The organism is Curtobacterium sp. VKM Ac-1395 (assembly GCF_015350975.1).
GTDB lineage: Bacteria > Actinomycetota > Actinomycetes > Actinomycetales > Microbacteriaceae > Curtobacterium.
This window is the reverse complement of sequence record NZ_JADKRX010000003.1, coordinates 563,939-580,590: the sequence shown is the minus strand read 5'-3', so window position 1 is coordinate 580,590 and position 16,652 is coordinate 563,939. Positions and strand designations below refer to the sequence as shown.

At 71.0% G+C, this 16,652-nt stretch carries 18 protein-coding genes; 6 read left to right on the top strand and 12 right to left on the bottom strand.

What is annotated here, in order from left to right:
* Positions 1-7: 7 nt before the first annotated feature.
* The 5 genes from phnK to phnG are packed head-to-tail and all read right to left on the bottom strand — an operon-like array spanning position 8 to position 3,825.
* The gene (gene phnK, locus ITJ68_RS11355; RefSeq protein ID WP_194661344.1) at positions 8-787 is read right to left on the bottom strand and encodes a phosphonate C-P lyase system protein PhnK; all 780 of its coding nucleotides are present in this window, start codon (positions 785-787) and stop codon (positions 8-10) included.
* On the bottom strand, positions 784-1,656 hold the full coding sequence (locus ITJ68_RS11350) for an alpha-D-ribose 1-methylphosphonate 5-phosphate C-P-lyase PhnJ (RefSeq protein ID WP_194661343.1): 873 nt from the start codon (positions 1,654-1,656) through the stop codon (positions 784-786). The genes phnK and ITJ68_RS11350 overlap by 4 nt, the downstream gene beginning before the upstream one ends.
* Positions 1,653-2,726, bottom strand: coding sequence for a carbon-phosphorus lyase complex subunit PhnI (locus ITJ68_RS11345; protein WP_194661342.1), 1,074 nt, complete (start codon positions 2,724-2,726; stop codon positions 1,653-1,655). The genes ITJ68_RS11350 and ITJ68_RS11345 overlap by 4 nt, the downstream gene beginning before the upstream one ends.
* Positions 2,726-3,346, bottom strand: a complete 621-nt coding sequence (phnH, locus tag ITJ68_RS11340) for a phosphonate C-P lyase system protein PhnH (RefSeq protein ID WP_194661341.1) — start codon at positions 3,344-3,346, stop codon at positions 2,726-2,728. The genes ITJ68_RS11345 and phnH overlap by 1 nt, the downstream gene beginning before the upstream one ends.
* Positions 3,343-3,825: a phosphonate C-P lyase system protein PhnG gene (phnG, locus tag ITJ68_RS11335; protein ID WP_071272616.1), complete on the bottom strand. Its 483-nt coding sequence runs from the start codon at positions 3,823-3,825 to the stop codon at positions 3,343-3,345. The genes phnH and phnG overlap by 4 nt, the downstream gene beginning before the upstream one ends.
* Before the next feature lie 153 nt (positions 3,826-3,978).
* On the opposite strand from phnG, the gene phnF reads away from it, so the two are divergent.
* Complete coding sequence (gene phnF, locus ITJ68_RS11330; protein ID WP_194661340.1) at positions 3,979-4,770, top strand: phosphonate metabolism transcriptional regulator PhnF; 792 nt, start codon at positions 3,979-3,981, stop codon at positions 4,768-4,770.
* On the opposite strand, the gene ITJ68_RS11325 is transcribed toward phnF, so the two are convergent.
* The 5 genes from ITJ68_RS11325 to ITJ68_RS11305 all read right to left on the bottom strand — a co-directional run bounded on the left by ITJ68_RS11325 (position 4,758) and on the right by ITJ68_RS11305 (position 9,551).
* Complete coding sequence (locus tag ITJ68_RS11325) at positions 4,758-5,402, bottom strand: DapH/DapD/GlmU-related protein (protein WP_194661339.1); 645 nt, start codon at positions 5,400-5,402, stop codon at positions 4,758-4,760. The two genes, phnF and ITJ68_RS11325, sit on opposite strands and share 13 nt — an antisense overlap.
* The gene (locus ITJ68_RS11320; RefSeq protein ID WP_194661338.1) at positions 5,399-7,123 is read right to left on the bottom strand and encodes a PhnE/PtxC family ABC transporter permease; all 1,725 of its coding nucleotides are present in this window, start codon (positions 7,121-7,123) and stop codon (positions 5,399-5,401) included. Before ITJ68_RS11320 ends, ITJ68_RS11325 begins: the two co-directional genes overlap by 4 nt.
* On the bottom strand, positions 7,120-7,965 hold the full coding sequence (phnC, locus tag ITJ68_RS11315) for a phosphonate ABC transporter ATP-binding protein (protein ID WP_194661337.1): 846 nt from the start codon (positions 7,963-7,965) through the stop codon (positions 7,120-7,122). Before phnC ends, ITJ68_RS11320 begins: the two co-directional genes overlap by 4 nt.
* 30 nt (positions 7,966-7,995) lie before the next feature.
* Entirely contained in the window at positions 7,996-8,976 is a 981-nt protein-coding gene (gene phnD / locus ITJ68_RS11310; protein WP_194661336.1) for a phosphate/phosphite/phosphonate ABC transporter substrate-binding protein, read from the bottom strand.
* A 146-nt stretch (positions 8,977-9,122) separates the two neighbouring features.
* A complete protein-coding gene (locus ITJ68_RS11305; RefSeq protein WP_194661335.1) occupies positions 9,123-9,551 on the bottom strand; it encodes a hypothetical protein in 429 nt (142 codons plus the stop codon).
* A 222-nt stretch (positions 9,552-9,773) separates the two neighbouring features.
* Here ITJ68_RS11305 and ITJ68_RS11300 point away from each other — a divergent pair, with 222 nt between their 5' ends.
* Entirely contained in the window at positions 9,774-10,244 is a 471-nt protein-coding gene (locus tag ITJ68_RS11300; RefSeq protein WP_194661334.1) for a CBS domain-containing protein, read from the top strand.
* Complete coding sequence (locus ITJ68_RS11295) at positions 10,241-11,527, top strand: SLC13 family permease (protein ID WP_194661333.1); 1,287 nt, start codon at positions 10,241-10,243, stop codon at positions 11,525-11,527. Before ITJ68_RS11300 ends, ITJ68_RS11295 begins: the two co-directional genes overlap by 4 nt.
* A gap of 85 nt (positions 11,528-11,612) precedes the next feature.
* Here ITJ68_RS11295 and ITJ68_RS11290 read toward each other — a convergent pair whose 3' ends face one another.
* Both ITJ68_RS11290 and ITJ68_RS11285 read right to left on the bottom strand, forming a co-directional pair.
* Complete coding sequence (locus ITJ68_RS11290) at positions 11,613-12,623, bottom strand: SPFH domain-containing protein (RefSeq protein ID WP_194661332.1); 1,011 nt, start codon at positions 12,621-12,623, stop codon at positions 11,613-11,615.
* 99 nt (positions 12,624-12,722) lie between these two features.
* The gene (locus ITJ68_RS11285) at positions 12,723-13,469 is read right to left on the bottom strand and encodes an SDR family oxidoreductase (protein WP_194661331.1); all 747 of its coding nucleotides are present in this window, start codon (positions 13,467-13,469) and stop codon (positions 12,723-12,725) included.
* Positions 13,470-13,554: 85 nt separating this feature from the next.
* Here ITJ68_RS11285 and ITJ68_RS11280 point away from each other — a divergent pair, with 85 nt between their 5' ends.
* From ITJ68_RS11280 to ITJ68_RS11270, 3 genes are all read left to right on the top strand, one after another.
* Entirely contained in the window at positions 13,555-14,184 is a 630-nt protein-coding gene (locus ITJ68_RS11280) for a TetR/AcrR family transcriptional regulator (RefSeq protein ID WP_194661330.1), read from the top strand.
* Between the two features lie 142 nt (positions 14,185-14,326).
* Positions 14,327-15,067, top strand: coding sequence for a DUF1684 domain-containing protein (locus ITJ68_RS11275; protein ID WP_194661329.1), 741 nt, complete (start codon positions 14,327-14,329; stop codon positions 15,065-15,067).
* A gap of 69 nt (positions 15,068-15,136) precedes the next feature.
* Positions 15,137-16,639: an ABC transporter substrate-binding protein gene (locus ITJ68_RS11270; RefSeq protein WP_194661328.1), complete on the top strand. Its 1,503-nt coding sequence runs from the start codon at positions 15,137-15,139 to the stop codon at positions 16,637-16,639.
* Positions 16,640-16,652: the final 13 nt, after the last annotated feature.

The following is a 16,652-nucleotide window of genomic DNA, read 5'->3' as shown; positions in this document are numbered from 1 at the left end:
GGTCGGTTCACCCCTGGAGGATCGAGGAGACGAGGAGCTGCGTGTACGCGGCCTGCGGGTCGTCGAGCACCCGGTCGGTCAGGCCGGACTCGATGACCCGGCCGCCCTGCATCACGAGCGTGCGGTGGGAGATGAGCCGGGCGACCGCGAGGTCGTGCGTGACGATCACGACGGCCAGCCCGAGCTCGGCGACGAGGGAGCGGATCAGGTCGAGCAGGCGGGCCTGCACCGACACGTCGAGCCCGCTGGTCGGCTCGTCCATGAAGACCAGTCGGGGCGACACCACGAGGTTCCTGGCGATCTGCAGGCGCTGGCGCATGCCGCCGGAGAACGTGGCCGGGGTGTCGTCGATGCGGTCCACCGGGATCTCGACGCGCTCGAGCCACTCCGCGGCCGCGGCTCGGATCTGTCCGTAGTGCCGCCAGCCCGTCGCCATGAGCGGTTCGCCGACGTTGCCGCCGGCGCTGACGTGCATGCGGAGGCCGTCGGCGGCGTCCTGGTGGACGAAGCCCCACTCGGACCGCCAGAGCCGGCGGAGCGCGGTCTCGCTCAGGTCACCGAGCTCGACGGTCTCGCCGTCGGCCGTGCCGTAGCGGATGGAGCCCTCGGTCAGGGACAGGCGACGGGACAGCGTGCCGAGCAGCGTGGACTTGCCGGAGCCCGACTCGCCGACGACGGCGAGCACCTCGCCCGGCCACAGCTCGAAGTCGACGTCGCGGCAGCCGTACCGGTCGCCGTAGCGGTGGCCGGCACCCCGGACCTGGAGCAGGGGACGTGGTTCGCTCATGCGGTGACCTCCTCGGTCGTCGCGGCTCCGCCGCCCGCGGCGACCGTCCGCTCGCAGTGGTCGGTGTCCGAGCAGGCGAACAGCACGCCGCCCGCGTCGTCGGTGATGATCTCGTCGAGGTACACGCCCGTCGACCCGCAGATCGCGCACGGGTGCTCGAACCGCTGGGGTTCGAACGGGTGGTCCTCGAACCCCAGGCTCACGACGTCGGTGAAGGGCGGCACCGCGTAGATGCGCTTCTCGCGGCCGGCGCCGTACAGGTGCAGCGCCGGACTCCGGTGCAGCTTCGGGTTGTCGAAGCTCGGCGTCGGGGACGGGTCCATCAGGTACCGTCCGTTGACCATCACCGGGTACGCGTACGTGGTGGCGATGTGCCCGTACCGCGCGATGTCCTCGTAGAGCTTGACGTAGACCAGGCCGTACTCCTCGAGCGCGTGCATCCGCCGCGTCTCGGTCTCGCGCGGCTCCAGGAACCGCAGCGGCTCGGGGATCGGCACCTGGTAGACCATGACCTGCCCGTCCCGCAGCGGCGTCTCCGGGATCCGGTGCCGGGTCTGGATCACCGTCGCCTCGTCCGTGCGGGTCGTGGTCGCGGCGCCGCTCACCCGGGCGAAGAACTGCCGGATGGACACGGCGTTGGTGGTGTCGTCGGCGCCCTGGTCGATCACCTTGAGGACGTCGTCCTCGCCGAGGACCGCCGCGGTCACCTGCACGCCGCCCGTTCCCCAGCCGCGGGGCATCGGGACCTCGCGGGAGGCGAACGGCACCTGGAACCCGGGGATCGCCACGGCCTTCAGCAGGGCACGGCGGATCATCCGCTTGGTCTGCTCGTCGAGGTACCCGACGTTGTACACCAGCTCGCCGCTCATGCGGGCACCGCCGCGTGCTCCTCGCGGAGCCGCCGGACCAGCCCGAGCTCCGCCTGGAAGTCGACGTAGTGGGGCAGTTTGAGGTGCTCGACGAAGCCCGTCGCCTGCACGTTGTCGCTGTGGCTCACCACGAACTCCTCGTCCTGCGCCGGTGCGACGCGTCGTTCGCCGAACTCGTCGGCGCGCAGTGCCCGGTCGAGCAGCGACATCGACATCGCCTTGCGCTCGCTCCGCCCGAAGGCCAGGCCGTAGCCGCGGGTGAACTGGGCCGGCTTGTCAGCACTGCCGGTGAACTGGTTGATCATCTGGCACTCGGTGACCTCGAGCCGGCCGAGCGGCACCGGGAAGCCGAGGTCGGGGGCGTCGAACTCCACCTCGACCTCACCGACCCGGACCTCGCCGGCGAAGGGGTGCGTGCGCCCGAACCCGCGCTGCGTGGAGTAGCCGAGGGACAGCAGGAAGCCCTCGTCGCCCCGCGCCAGCGCCTGCAGCCGTTCGGCCCGGCTCATCGGGAACATCGTCGGGTCGCGCGTCAGGTCGGCCGGCTCCGGGTCGGTCGAGTCCGGGGACCGCTCCGACTCGATGAGCGACGCGTCGCCGAGCAGGTCGTTCACGCGCGGCATCGGTCGGGACTCCTCCGCCGCGGCCGCGGTCGGTTCCGGACCGTCCGTCGCGGCGTCCGAGAACAGCCGGTGCGTGTAGTCGAACGTCACGCCGAGCTGCTGCCCGCCGGGCAGGTCCTTGAAGGTCGCCGAGATCCGCCGCTGCGGGGGGAGCGACGCCGTGTCGAGCGGCAGCGTGTAGCCGAGGCGGGGGAGCGTGGTGCGGTAGGACCGCACGAGGGTGACGGCTTCGAGCACGTCACCCTGCGCCTGCAGGACGGCACGGGCCGCGAGCTCGGGGTCGTACAGCGAACCCTCGTTCATGACGCGGGCCACGAGCACCGAGAGCTGGCCGGCGACCGCGTCGACTGTGATCACGGGCGTCTCGGGATCGCCCCGGCCCTCCTTGGCGAGCAGGGCGTGGGCGTTGGCGATCGCCTTCTCGCCGCCCTTGACTGCGACGTACATCAGGCCTCCTGTGCGGTGTCGGACGCGGTGAGCCGCGTGGTCCTGGGGAGCGCGGCGACGTGGTCGCGCTCGACGAGCAGCAGGTCCACGCCGCGCGGGAACCGCGCGCCGTTCTGCCGCCACTCCTCGAGGAACGCGGCGTCGGCCCACGGTGCGTCGACGTCGACGCTGCCGTCGATGCCGGGGCCGCTCGCGGTGAGCGGCAGCTGCCCGTCGAGCTCGCGCACGTCGAGCACGAGGGTCGCGGAACGGTGCGGGTCCACGTCGGTGCCCTGGGCCAGGTCGGCCAGGGCCGGACGGGAGGCTCGGGTCACCACGACGAAGTCGGCCTCGGCCGGCTGGGTGGCCCTGGCCACCCCGGTGTGGAACGCCAGCCAGGCCGCGAGCTCCGGGTCGTCACCGGCGGGGCCGGCGATCCAGACCGAGCACTCCTCGTCGAACAGCGTGAGGGCGACGGCGGCGAGCCCGGGGCCGAACGCCTCGGGTGCCTCCGGCGGCACGGCCAGCGGGTACCGCCGCCCGGGGTGGGCGAGCGCGTCGAGGACGGCGCGGAACACCCGCTGCGCGCCGCGGGTGGGGTCGTCGAACCCGGGGGCGGGGATGGGCGTCGTGGTGCTCATGCGTGCTCCCGCGAGATCGTGAAGAAGTCGACCAGCGTGCTGCGGGCCTCGACCCGGCGGGCCTCGTCGCGCTCGGCCTGGGCGTCCTCGAGCGGGACCACCACCTCGGTGAGCAGGCGCTCCCGCAGGCCGGCGTCGGCGAGCAACCCGTCGAAGACGGCGGCGAGCCGCGCGTGCTCGAGGTCGGTGCCGAGCAGGTACGACGTCCCGACGACGTCGGCGTCGAGCGGGGCACCGTGCAGCCGGACCGTCGCCCTGCTCACCGTCGCCTCGCCCATGTTGAAGCGGTCCCCGCCGGCGTCGACCCGGGCACGGACCATGACGAGTCCGGTCTCCGGCCCGCGGATCGCCTGCACGTCGGGCTTCGGTTCGAGCCGTCGCCACGCGGCGTCGAGCGCGGCGGTCGGTGCGAGCGCGAGTGCGCGCATCCACCGCTGGCGCTCGACGACGGCCGCCGGTGCTGCTGGGTTCGTGGACATCACGTCCTCCGATCAAGTTGTCTGTGTTTCTGGATAACTTGACCGTAGCGCTGCCGGTCGAGCAGCACGACCGCACGGGGCGACGAGCAGCACGACAGCGGGTGAACATCCGGGGAACTGGCCCGTTCACCGCCGACGGTAGAGTGCGGTCGCATGACGGTGCAGGGGCGATCGGCGAGCGGGTACTCGGCCTGGCGACTCATCGCCGACGAGCTCCGCCGCGAGATCTTCGACGGGTCGCTGCCGCCCGCGGCCAAGCTGCCGACCGAGGGGACGCTCGCCGAACGCTTCGGCGTGCACCGGAACACCGTCCGCCAGGCGGTCGCGGCGCTCGCGTCCGAGGACCTGGTCCGCTCCCGTCGCGGCAGCGGCACCTTCGTCGTCGAGCACTCCGTGATCGTGCACCGGATCGGCCTCCGGACGCGCCTCAGCGACAGCCTCGGCCGACGCGGGTCCGCCGTGTCCGGCCGGTTGCTGGAGTCCCGGACGGTGCCCGTGCCGCCGGCCGAGGTGGACGAGCAGCTCCGACTCGACGGGCGTCCAGCGCTGCTGATGGAGTCGGCCCGGTCCGTCGACGGCGTCACCATCTCCCGCGGCACGCACTGGTTCGACGCCGAGCGGGTGGCCGGCATCGACGAGCACTTCGCCCGCACCGGGTCGATGACCGCCGCGCTCCGGGCCGTGGGCATCGAGGACTACCTCCGTGCGCACACGACGGTCGGGGCGCGCATCGCGAGCGGCGCCGAGTCGTCGGACATGGCGCTGCCGATGGGGACGGTGGTGCTGGTCGTCCACGCCCTCGACGCCCTGCCCGACGGCACGCCGTTGCAGGCGGGGACGACCCGGTTCCGGGCCGACCGGGTCGAGCTGGACGTCGAGCACCCGGACGCGGGCGCCGCCATGCTCGACCAGACGGGTCCCGCTGCGCCCGACTACGCCTCGTAGCGCTCGAGGAACGCGTCGACCGACAGGGTGCGGAAGTCCCCGAGCCGGGCCCGGAGCATCGCGTGGTCCCAGTCCCACCAGGCCAGGCGCTGCAGCCGCTCGGCCGTCTCCGGGGGCTGTCGGAGCCGGATGACCCGTGCCGGCACCCCGGCGACGACGGCGTACGCGGGCACGTCCTTCGTCACGACGGCCCCCGACGCCACCACGGCGCCGTCGCCCACGGTCACCTCGGGCTTGACCAGGGCGCCGTGCCCGATCCAGGTGTCGTGCCCGATCCGGGTCCGACGGGCACGGCGCTGCTCGAACCACGACTCGTCGTCCTGCGCGTCGTCCCAGTAGTGGCTGCTGCGGTACATGAAGTGGTGCAGGGTCGCCCGGTCGAGCGGGTGGTCGGTCGCGCCGATCCGCACGGCGCTGGCGATGTTCGCGAACCGGCCGACGGAGGTGTTCGCGATGTCGCAGAGCCGGTCGCAGTAGCTGTAGTCGCCCACGTCACTGTCGGTGAGCCGGCAGTCGTCGCCGATCTCGACCCAGCGCCCGAGGGTGCTGCCGGTCATCGCGGTGCCGGGTCCGACCGCTGGCTCCTCGGTCAGCCGGAGTCCTCCGGCCGTCGGCAGGCCGTGCCCGCTCATCGGTACACCCGGCGCATCCACGCCGCGAGTCCCTCGACCGCGAGCACGGCGACGAGCACCATGGCCACGAGCGTCGTCACCTGACCGTGCAGCGTCAGGACGGTGGACGCGTTCGTCAGGTAGAAGCCGACGCCGCCACCGCCGACGATCCCGAGCAGGGTCGCCGCGCGGATGTTCGTGTCGACGAGGTACAGCGAGTTGCCCACCAACGACGGCAGCCCCTGGGGGAGCGTGGCGGCGAGGTACCGCTGTCCCCGCGTGGCCCCGGCGGCCGTGAGGGCCTGCTCCGGTCCGGACGGCACCCCCTCGAAGGAGTCGGCGACGAGCTTGCCGAGCAGCCCGATCCCACCGAAGGCGAGCGCGACGACGCCGGCCTGGTTCCCGAGCCCGGTCACCATGATCAGGAAGATCGCCAGCACCAGCTCGGGCACACCGCGGAACACCACGAGCACGACCCGGAACACGCTCCGGACGGCACCGTTCGGCGCGACGTTGCGCGCCGCGAGCGACCCGACCACGAGCGACAGGACGAGCGAGAGGAGCGCGGCGGCGAAGGCGACCTGCACGGTCACGAGCAGCGCCTGCGCGAACTCGCCGAACGTGTGGCTGCCGAGGTTCGGCGGCCAGAAGCTCTGCAGCGTGGGCACCACCTGGTTCCACGCGATGTCGTCGAAGTCGACACCGGCCATCCACCAGCTCGAGACCACGAGCGCGACGGCCGCGAGCGACCACACGGTGTTCCGCACCCGACGGGGCGTCCACGGTCGACGGGACATCGAGTCCACGGTGACACCGCCGGCGACACGTCCGGTCGGGGCCGGTCGGTTCCTGGTCGCGCGGCGCACGATCCGGTCACCGAGGCCGCGACCGGACGGCTCCACGCCGAGCAGGTTGCGGCGGATCGTCGACGAGACGACCTCGAGCACGACGCAGAGCGCGAAGATGACGATCGCGATCCCGAGACCCCGCCCGTAGCCCGTCGGGAACTGCCCGAACGCGATCTTCATCGCGTACCCGAGCCCGCCGACCCCGGCGTACCCGAGGATCGCGGAACCGCGGAGGTTGATGTCGAACCGGTGCAGGACGATCGCGATCCACGCCGGGAGCACCTGCGGGACGACGCCGGACCAGAACTCCTGGGCGCGGGAGCCACCGGCAGCCCTGACCGCGAGCCGGGGCCCGTCGTCGATCTGCTCGACGGCGTCGGCGAACAGCTTCGAGATCATCCCGATCGAGTGGATCCCGAGCGCCAGGATGCCCGGCAGCGGACTGCCGAGCGCGAACGTCAGGGAGAACGCCAGCGCGATGACGACGTCCGGCACCGCACGGGTCAGTGCGCCGATCGCCCGGCCGACCCAGCGCGACCAGCCGACGGGCGTCGTGTTCGCTGCGGCGATCCAGGCGACCGGCACCGAGATCAGCGCGGCGACGACGGTGCCGAGGATGACGATGCCGATGGTGAGCCCGATGAGGTAGACCAGATCCCCGGGCGCGGGGAAGCTGATCGGGTCCATCTGCGAGAACACCCGCGCGGCGTTCGCGATGCTCGTCGGGACGGCGCTCCAGCCGAAGTCGAGCTCGGACAGCGACCACGCCCCGAACGCGACCATGGCCAGCACCACGACGCCGGCGACGATCCGCTGCACCGCGACCGGTCGGCGCGGCGCACGGGCGTCGACGTCGACGGCCCGGCTGACGCGCGGGGCCCCGACGGCCGTCATCGGTCGCCCGCTGCGCGCGCCGCGTCGAGCAGGCCGACGTCGGCGAGCTCCGTCTCGATGACGCGCATCTCGGCGGAGGACGTGCTCACACGGCCGTAGACCTCCATCACCTGGGCCTTGCTGATGCCGGCCGTCGGCAGGTCCAGGACGACCTCGCCGTGCCGGAGCCCGACGATCCGGTCGCCCCAGCCGAGCGCGATGTCGACCTGGTGCAGGCTGCAGACGACCGTCAGCCCGTCGTCGGCGGCGATCTCCCGGATGAGCCGCATCACCTGCGCGCTCGACTCCGGGTCGAGCGACGCGACGGGCTCGTCGGCGAGCAGCACCTCCGGGTCCTGCATGAGTGCCCGGGCGATGGCGACGCGCTGCTGCTGTCCGCCGGAGAGCTCGTCGGCGCGCTGGTAGGCCTTCTCGAGCAGTCCCACGCGGTCCAGGTGCGTCAGTGCCGCGGTCCGGACGGCCCGCGGGTACGACCAGATGCCGAGCCGCGGTCCCCGGAGGCGCGACAGCGCTCCGGTCAGGACGTTCTCGAGCACCGTCAGTGCCGGGACCAGCTCGAACTGCTGGAAGACCATCGCGACCCGGCCGCGCATCGTCCGCAGGTCGCGCGACCGGAGCGTGGTCAGCTCCTCGCCGAGCACCCGGACGGATCCGGAGGTCGGGAACTCGAGGCCGTTGACGTGCCGCAGCAGCGTCGACTTGCCGGAGCCGGACAGCCCGAGCAGCACGACGACCTCCCCCTGCTCGACGGTCAGGTCGATGCCGTCGAGGGCCCTCGTGGTGCCGAAGTCCTTCGTGACCCCGGTCACCGAGATCACCGGGGAGGTCGTCGTGTGCTGCATGGTGTCAGTCCCTCGTCCAGGTCCTGCGCGTCACTTGGCGCAGTCGGCGCTCGGGATGGTGGAGCAGAGGTCGCGGATCGACTTGTAGTACGAGGCGTCCTCGGCCTGGGCGCCGAAGTACCCCTCGGTGAAGCCGTCCGTCATCGTGATCCCGGCCTTCTTGATGGCCTCCGGCGAGGCGCCCGCCAGGACGTCACCGAGCTTCGTCTGCACGTCCTTCGGCAGCTTCGTGGAGATCGAGAGCGGGCCGCCGGGCACGTACTGCTTGCCGAGGACCGTGATGTCGCCCTTCTTCGCCGCGGGCTCCGCGATCGAGTCCTCGGCGAACCCGAGGTCGCACTGTCCGGAGGCCACGGCCTGCTCGGACTTGTCGTGAGCGCCGGCGAAGTACGCGGTGAACGCGTCGAACTTCGGGTTCCCGCTCGCGTCCGTGCCCGACGTCGTGACGTCGATCCCGGCCTTGTTCAGCTGGTACAGCCCGAACAGGAAGCCCGAGGTGGAGTTCGGGTCGACGAAGCAGACGGTCTTGCCCTTTGCCTGCTTCAGCGAGGTGACCGACGAGCCGGCCTTGGTGATGGCCTCGGAGTAGTACCCGGGGTCCTTCACGTCGGGGGAGCTGAGCGTCGCGGCCACCGGTGCGAGCGCGGCGCCCTTGTTCGTGGCCTGCACGTACTGCAGCCCGCCGGAGGACATCACGTCGACCTTGCCGGCGACCGCGGCGGCGATGAGCGCCGTGTAGTCCGCGGTCGGGTAGTACTCGACCTGGTAGCCGGTCTCCTTGGCGATGTACTCCTCGAGCGGCTTGTTGTTCGCGTCGGAGCCGGCCTGGTCGGGGACGGCGCCGAACACGAGCGTGCCCTTCGACTTGGCCCAGGTGCCGGACGAGGAAGAGGCGGCCGAGCCGTCGTTGGTCGCGGCGTTGCTGCTCGCGGAGCAGCCGGTGAGGGCGACCACCGCGAGGGTCAGGACAGAGCCGACGATGCCGATGCGCGTGCTTCGGGACAGATGCATGGGGGAGGGCCTTCCGGTCGTGCACGCGCCGCGGTGGGTCCGCATGCGTGTCACGGTGACGGTAAGGACGGGAGGTGGAGCGCAACCACCGGCTCAGTGACGAATCCGTGAACCAGTCCAGAAATCTGGACAACTCCCCCGGGCGGTCAGCGCTTCCGGCGTCCCGTCCGCAGGGCGTTCGTCGCCCACAGCGCGACGGCGATCAGGGCGGGCTGGAACAGCAGCCGGACGAACCGCTTGGTGTCGGTGTCCAGGCCGAACCCGTCGCGGTGGTGGATCCACTGCGCGATGTTCCCCGGGAAGACGGCAGCGAAGAACACGGCCGCGACCCAGCCGACGGTGGCCTGCCGGCGCACCAGGAGCACCAGCGCGGCGCCGAGGGAGATCTCCGCGATGCCCGACGCCAGGACGGTGACGTCGGGGTCGAGCGGCACGAACTCGGGCACCTGCGCGCGGAACTCCTGCCGTGCGACCGTCAGGTGGCTGATCCCGGCCCAGGTGATGGCCGCGCCGAGCAGGATGCGCACCACGGTCCGGGGCTTCGTCGAGCGGGTGGTGCGGGGACGAGACGACATGGCAGCTGCCTTCCAGGGGAGCGGACGATGGAGCGAGGGCAACGCGCCAACTGAATTGTGCACAACCTAACACGGCGCCCGCGGTCCCACCCGGACATGGACGGAGCGCCCCCCTGGTTGGATCGACGGATGGCCGGACGCGCCGCAGTCGGCTGCCCGGTCGGCAGAGCGACGCCGGCTGAGACCGCGCGCGACCCCCGCGCACCCCGGACGGAGCACCCCATGCACGCATCTGACATCGCCGGACCGCTGGTCGTCGTCGACCGGGCGACCCCGGCCCTCGACGCGATCCGGTTGATCGCCGACCAGGACCTCCTCGGGCTCGTCATCGCCGAGCACGACGGGCACCCGTCCGCGGTGGTGTCGAGCATCGACGTGACGCGGTACATGCTCCCGGGGTACCTGCTCGACGACCTGTCCCTCGCCAACACGCTCGGCGCGGACGGCGTCGAGGACCTGCGCCTCGGGATGGAGGGCCGCACCCTCGGCGACCTCGTCGACGACGACTCCGTCGCGGTGCGCCGGGTGCTGGTCGTGCCGGCCGACGCCGGGTTGGTCGAGGTGGCTGCTCGGATGGTGGACGCCGGGACGCAGGTGGCGCTCGTCCACGACCCGTCCCGCGACGAGCCCGTGTTCGTGACCCTCCCCGGGCTCCTCGACGCCCTGGTGGGACGCTGGGACGCGCGCTCGTGACGGTCCAGATCGTCCTGGCGATCGCGGTCTTCGTCGCCGCCTACGTCTTCATCGCGACCGAGAAGCTGCCGCGGGTGCTGGTCGCACTCGGCGGTGCGGCACTCATGGTCCTCATCGGGGCGACCGACGACGCCGCGGTGTTCTTCTCCGAGGAGACGGGCATCGACTGGAACGTCGTGTTCCTGCTGCTCGGGATGATGATCATCGTCGGGATCCTGCGACAGACGGGCCTCTTCGAGTACCTCGCCATCTGGTCGGCGAAGGCGGCGAAGGGCCGGCCCTTCCGCATCATGGTGATGCTCATCGTGATCACCGCCGTCCTGTCGGCGTTCCTCGACAACGTCACCACGATCCTCCTGGTCGCCCCGGTCTCCCTGCTCGTCGCGCAGCGCCTCGGGAAGTCGCCCGTCCCGTTCCTGCTCGCCGAGGTGTTCGCATCGAACATCGGCGGCACCGCGACCCTCATCGGCGACCCGCCGAACCTGATCATCGGCAGTCGTGGCGACATCGGCTTCAACGACTTCATCGTCCAGCTCGCGCCGATCATCGTCGTGCTCATCGTCGTGCTGGTCGGGCTGTGCCGCGTCCTGTTCCGGTCGACCTTCGCGTACGACGCCGGACGTGCAGAACGGGTGATGGCCCTCGACGAGAAGGAGGCGATCCGGGACCGCGGCCTCCTCGTACGCTCGCTCGTCGTGGTCGGCCTCGTGCTCGTCGGCTTCGTGACGTCCACGTTCACCGGGCTGGAACCGGCCATCGTCGCCCTGCTCGGGGCCGGGCTCCTGGTCCTGCTCGCGCGCCTGGAGCCGAAGCGCGTGTTCGGCGACGTCGAGTGGGAGACGCTGCTGTTCTTCGCCGGGTTGTTCATCATGGTCGGGTCGCTGGTGAACCTCGGGGTCATCGAGACGATCGGCCAGGCGGCGAAGGGCGCCGTCGGGGAGAACTACTTCGGCGCCTCCGGCGTCCTGCTGTTCGGTTCGGCGCTGTTCTCCGGCATCGTCGACAACATCCCGTTCGTCGCGACCCTCGCGCCGCTCACGAACGACATCGTGCAGTCCGGCGGCGCCGAGGCACGTCCGCTCTGGTGGGCCCTGGCGCTCGGCGCGGACCTCGGCGGCAACCTGACGGCGGTCGGCGCGAGCGCCAACGTCGTGATGATCGGCATCGCCAAGCGCAACGGTCACCACATCTCGTTCTGGGAGTTCACGAAGTACGGCATCGTCGTGACCGCCGTCACCGTCGGGCTCTGCTTCCCCTACATCTGGCTGCGCTACTTCCTGTAGCAGGGACCGGACGACGGACAGGAGGCTCGTGGCGGCGTCGCCACGGGCCTCCTGTCCGTCAACGGGCCGGGACGGGCCCCGACCGTCACTTGGTCGACGAGCCCCTGTCCGTCCCCGGCAGGCTGAGGATGTTGTCGCTGCCCTGCGGCACCACGATGAGCGAGCCGTTGTCGCCGGCGCTCTTCAGGGCCTCGATCTCGCGCTGCTTCAGCGCGGCGTCGGAGAGCGGCTGCGCGTTGAGCACCTTGTTCGCGTCGGCCTGACCCTGTGCCTCGGCGACCTGTTGCTGTGCCTGCACCTTCTTGGCGTCGAGCAGGGCGCGCTCCTTCGTCACCTGGATCTGGGCCTGCTGCGCCGCGGCGTACGAGTCGGTGACGGCCTTCGGCGGCGTGATCTCCTGCAGCGAGAAGTTGTCGACGTGCACGCCGGAGCCCTTCCAGCGCTTCTCGAGCGCCTGGATCATCGACTTCTCGACCGAGCCGCGCTTGGTGATCAGCTCGATGGTGGTGAAGTCGTTCGGCACCTGGCGGACGACGCTGCGCACGGAGTTGCCGATGAACTGCGTCTTGAAGTTCTCCTCGGTCTTGTAGGACCGGTAGATGTCGGTGACCGACTTGGCGTCGATGCTGTACTGCAGGTTCAGGCTGACGTTCGAGGAGACACCGTCCTGGTCCTGCACGGTGACGAAGGGGCCGGAGCGGATGTTGCCGTTGTTGTCCGACTCGGAGCCGTTCACCGAGTTGATGTACGTGACGGTCTGGTTGCGGATGTTGAACGTGTGCAGCGTCGCCCACGGGGCCTTGAGGTGGAACCCGGAGTCCGTGGTCTGCCCGACGATGTTGCCGGAGATGTCGACCTGCACCTTCGACTCGCCCGTGTCCTGCGCGTAGACGGTGCTCGCGATGGTGAACCCGACGAACAGCACGCCGGCGCTCACGGCGGTCCAGGTGGCGACCGTGTTCGGGCGACGGGTGGTGAGTGCGGGGCGGGCCTCGCGGCCGGGGGTGGCCGGGCGCTCCGGGGTCGTGTAGGTCCGCCCCCGGAAGGACAGCGCGACGAGCGCGGCGACGAGGAAGACGATGGCGACGACGAACATGAAGAACACTCCTGGTTTCGGGTCCCTGCAGTCTGCCGTAGCCGAGCGGCCCGCCGTGACCCCAGTGCGGCCGACGGCGAGCGCTCGGTGGCCCCGGGGTCAGGCGATCCTGCTGCCCCCGTCGACGACGAGCTCGCTGCCGGTCATGCCGGAGCTCTGGTCGGAGACCAGGAACAGGACGGCGGCCGCGACCTCCTCCGGCCGGAGCAGTCGACCGAACGGCATCCCGGCCGCGATCTGCTCGAGCAGCGCGTCCGGGGCGTCGGGGGACAGGCCCTTCAGGCCGGGGGTCTCGGTCGGCCCGGGGGTGACCGTGTTGATGCGGATGCCCCGGGGGGCCAGCTCGGCCGCCCAGGTGCGCGTCATCGTGGTGACGGCGGCCTTCGATGCACCGTAGAGGCCCAGCGCCGGCTCGGTGCCCGAGGCTGAGGTGGAGCCCGTGACGACGATCGCGGCACCGTCGTGGAGGAACGGCAGCGAACCCTGCACCGTGAGGGCCGCTCCGCGCACGTTCGTCGCGAAGGCGGCGTCGACGTCCTCGGCGCTCACGTCGGCCAGGGCCTTGAACTCCCCGCCGCCGGCGTTCACGTGCACGGCGTCGAGCCCTCTGCCCCGTGCGGCGACGGCCTCGAAGAGGGTCGCCACGTCGGCGCTGTCGGACGCGTCCGCCCGGACGACGGTCACCGCGTCCCCGAACTCCGCCGCGACCTCGTCGAGCTGCGTCTGGCGTCGCCCGGTGACGACGACGTGGGCGCCCTCCTCGACGAACCGTCGGACGACGGCCAGCCCGATCCCCGACGTCCCGCCGGTCACGAGTGCCGTCCTGTCCTGCAGTGTGTGGCCCATGATGGTCCTTCCGTGTAGTTTTTGACTGCGTGGTCCAGAACGTACGCCGTTATGGACCTATCAGTCCAGAATCCTGAGGAGCCCCGTGCCCAGACCCCGCACCTTCGACGAGGCCGACGTCGTCGCCCGCGCACGCCAGGCGTTCGCCGAGACCGGGTTCGCCGGCACCTCGCTCGACGCCCTGCTCGAGGCGACGGGACTCGCCCGTCAGAGCCTGTACAACGCGTTCGGCGGCAAGCGGGAGCTCTTCATGCGCGCGTTCCTCAGCGACACGGCAGAGGCGGTGGAAGCGGTCGAGGCCGTCCGGCACGGGTCGGACCACCCGATCACGCGCATCCGGACGCAGCTCGTGCAGGTGGCCGTGACGCACGGGGCAGCCCAGGCGGCACCGTCGCTGTTCATGAAGGCCGCGGTCGAGCTCGGGGCGTCCGACGCACAGGTGGCCTCGACGGTGGCAGCGGCGTTCGACACGATGCGGGCGCACTACGCGGCCTGCATCGTCGACGCGCAACAGGCCGGCGAAGTCGATCCGGCCGCGGACGCCGACTCCCTCGGCGCGTACTTCTGCGCGGTGATCGAGGGCATGGCGACGCTCGGGGGATCGGGGGCCTCCCGGGCGGTGCTGCTCGACATCGGGTTCACGAGCCTCGGTGCTCTGCCCGTCACCGAGCTCGGGCGCGACCACCTCGGGCGGGACGACGGCAGCTGGTCCTGAGCCGCGCCGGCGGTGGAGCCGGGCCCGACGGTCCGACCGCGGCGCGGCGGCTGACGCTCCGGCCGTCCGCGACGACCACACGTGTTGCTCCGTGTGACGCGGCAGGGGAATACCGAACGCCACTCTGCGATTGTCGATCTCGATGAGCATCACCGACGCGACCACGACGAACGACGCCCCCGACTCCTGGCACGCCTGGCGCGAAGCCCGCCGCCAGCGGGTGACCGGCCCGCAGGGCGACCTCGCACTCGTGTCCACGGTGTGGCTGCCGGACGGCACCGAGCCCGACCTCGACGCCGTGCTCGACGGCCAGCCCGCGAGCGTCGTCGCGACCGCCGTGCACCGGAAGGACCTCGACACCGGGGCGCCCGAGCACGGCTACCGCCTGTGGGACGCCGAGTCCCCGGCGAACCGGTCGTTCGTCGAGGTCCCGGTCTTCCCGTACGACCCGGCCTGGCGCATCACGGCGCACTTCACGCCCGCCGAGCCCGGCCGCACCATCCCCTACGAGCACCTCCGCGACGCCGCCGGTGCCACGCGCGACCTGGTCGTCCCCGGCGACATCACGGCGACGATCGACGGCCGCTCGTACACACTCAGCGCCTTCGACGACGACGGCACCCTGCTCCTGGTCTTCGGCGACCCGACGAACCGCAGCACCGACGACGCCGACCGCACCTACGGCACTGGCCGCTTCCTCTTCGTCGAGCGTCCGGCCGGGTCGTCGACGGGCGAGGAGTCCGACGTCGTCCTCGACTTCAACCAGGCCTTCGTGCCGCCGTGCGGGTTCAGCGACCAGTACAACTGCCCGCTGCCGCCGTTCCAGAACCGCCTGCACGTGCCGGTCCACGCCGGCGAACGGTACGTCGCGCACCAGGCCTGACCGGTACCGACAACCAGCACCAGCACCACACCCACACCCCGAACCCGACCCCGAACGACCAGGAGTCCCGTGAAGTCCCGCACCGCAGCCGCGCTCGTCGCATCCGGCATCGCCCTGAGCCTCGCCCTCGCCGGCTGCTCGTCCTCGAACGGCGGCTCGTCCTCCGGCGCCGACGCCACCGTCGCGATCGGCTCCCTCTACGAGCCGACCAACCTCTCGAACGTCGACGGCGGTGGCCAGGGCGTCAACGAGGCCTTCCAGGACAACGTCTACGAGGGCCTGTTCCGCCTCGGCGACGACGGCAAGGTCACTCCGCTGCTCGCGACGGCGTACAAGGCGTCCTCCGACGGCCTGACCTACACGTTCACGCTGCGCAAGGGCGTCAAGTTCCACGACGGTGGCACGCTGACCAGCGCCGACGTCAAGAGCTCGATCGAGCGCGTGACCGCCGAGGACTCGCAGTCGTCGCGGAAGTCGAGCCTGTCCGTGGTGAAGTCGATCGCCACGCCGGACGACGACACCGTCGAGGTGACGCTGTCGAAGCGCTCGATCTCGTTCGTCTACAACCTGTCGTACGTGTGGATCGTGCCCGCGGACGCCACGAAGCTCAAGACCGAGGAGAACGGCACCGGGCCGTACACGCTCGGCACCTTCAAGCGCGGTTCGTCGCTCACCCTCGAGCCCTTCGCGGGCTACTGGGGCAAGAAGCCCGCGAACGGCGGCGTCGAGTTCGACTACTTCACCAGCGCCTCCACGCTCTCGAACGCCCTGGCCAGCGGCCGCGTCGACGTCGTCACGAGCATCCAGTCCCCGGACGCGCTCTCCCGGTTCACGGCAGACACGTCGAAGTACACGGTCAGCGAGGGTGACTCGACCACGAAGGAGCTCCTGGCGTTCAACGACGCGAAGGGGCCGTTCACGGACGTGAAGCTCCGCCAGGCGATCTCGGCCGCGGTCGACCGGAAGGCCCTGCTCAAGGCGATCTGGGGTGACTACGGCACGGTGAACGGGTCGATGGTCCCGCCGACCGACCCGTGGTACCAGGACCTGACGAGCGTCAACGCGTACGACCCGGCCAAGGCGAAGGACCTGCTCGCGCAGGCCGGCCACGCCGACGGCTTCACGTTCACGCTCGACACCCCGTCGTACGACCCGCACCCCGCGGTCGCGCAGTACCTGCAGAGCGCACTGAAGAAGGTCGGCGTGACCGTCGACATCAACACGATCAGCGCCGACGAGTGGTACACGAAGGTGTACCAGCAGCACGACTTCGAGGCCACGCTGCAGGAGCACGTCAACGACCGCGACGTCGTCTTCTACGGCGACCCGGACTTCTACTTCGGGTACGACAACGCCGACGTGCAGCAGGACATCGCGGACGCCGAGCAGGCCACGTCCGAGGACCAGCAGACCGAGCTGCTCAAGCAGGCGAACGAGCAGATCGTCAAGGACGCGGCGAGCGACTGGCTGTACCTGTACCCGCAGATCGTCGTGTCCGACAAGGACGTCACGGGATACTGGAAGAACGGGCTGAACTCGCAGTTCCCCGTCTCCGGCATCACCGTCTCCTAGTCGCGGACGGCGA

Coding starts and splice junctions, on each gene's coding strand:
- phnK (WP_194661344.1), bottom strand. CDS start 787: ATGAGCGAACCACGTCCCCTGCTCCAGGTCCGGGGTGCCGGCCACCGC.
- ITJ68_RS11350 (WP_194661343.1), bottom strand. CDS start 1,656: ATGAGCGGCGAGCTGGTGTACAACGTCGGGTACCTCGACGAGCAGACC.
- ITJ68_RS11345 (WP_194661342.1), bottom strand. CDS start 2,726: ATGTACGTCGCAGTCAAGGGCGGCGAGAAGGCGATCGCCAACGCCCAC.
- phnH (WP_194661341.1), bottom strand. CDS start 3,346: ATGAGCACCACGACGCCCATCCCCGCCCCCGGGTTCGACGACCCCACC.
- phnG (WP_071272616.1), bottom strand. CDS start 3,825: ATGTCCACGAACCCAGCAGCACCGGCGGCCGTCGTCGAGCGCCAGCGG.
- phnF (WP_194661340.1), top strand. CDS start 3,979: ATGACGGTGCAGGGGCGATCGGCGAGCGGGTACTCGGCCTGGCGACTC.
- ITJ68_RS11325 (WP_194661339.1), bottom strand. CDS start 5,402: ATGAGCGGGCACGGCCTGCCGACGGCCGGAGGACTCCGGCTGACCGAG.
- ITJ68_RS11320 (WP_194661338.1), bottom strand. CDS start 7,123: ATGACGGCCGTCGGGGCCCCGCGCGTCAGCCGGGCCGTCGACGTCGAC.
- phnC (WP_194661337.1), bottom strand. CDS start 7,965: ATGCAGCACACGACGACCTCCCCGGTGATCTCGGTGACCGGGGTCACG.
- phnD (WP_194661336.1), bottom strand. CDS start 8,976: ATGCATCTGTCCCGAAGCACGCGCATCGGCATCGTCGGCTCTGTCCTG.
- ITJ68_RS11305 (WP_194661335.1), bottom strand. CDS start 9,551: ATGTCGTCTCGTCCCCGCACCACCCGCTCGACGAAGCCCCGGACCGTG.
- ITJ68_RS11300 (WP_194661334.1), top strand. CDS start 9,774: ATGCACGCATCTGACATCGCCGGACCGCTGGTCGTCGTCGACCGGGCG.
- ITJ68_RS11290 (WP_194661332.1), bottom strand. CDS start 12,623: ATGTTCGTCGTCGCCATCGTCTTCCTCGTCGCCGCGCTCGTCGCGCTG.
- ITJ68_RS11285 (WP_194661331.1), bottom strand. CDS start 13,469: ATGGGCCACACACTGCAGGACAGGACGGCACTCGTGACCGGCGGGACG.
- ITJ68_RS11275 (WP_194661329.1), top strand. CDS start 14,327: ATGAGCATCACCGACGCGACCACGACGAACGACGCCCCCGACTCCTGG.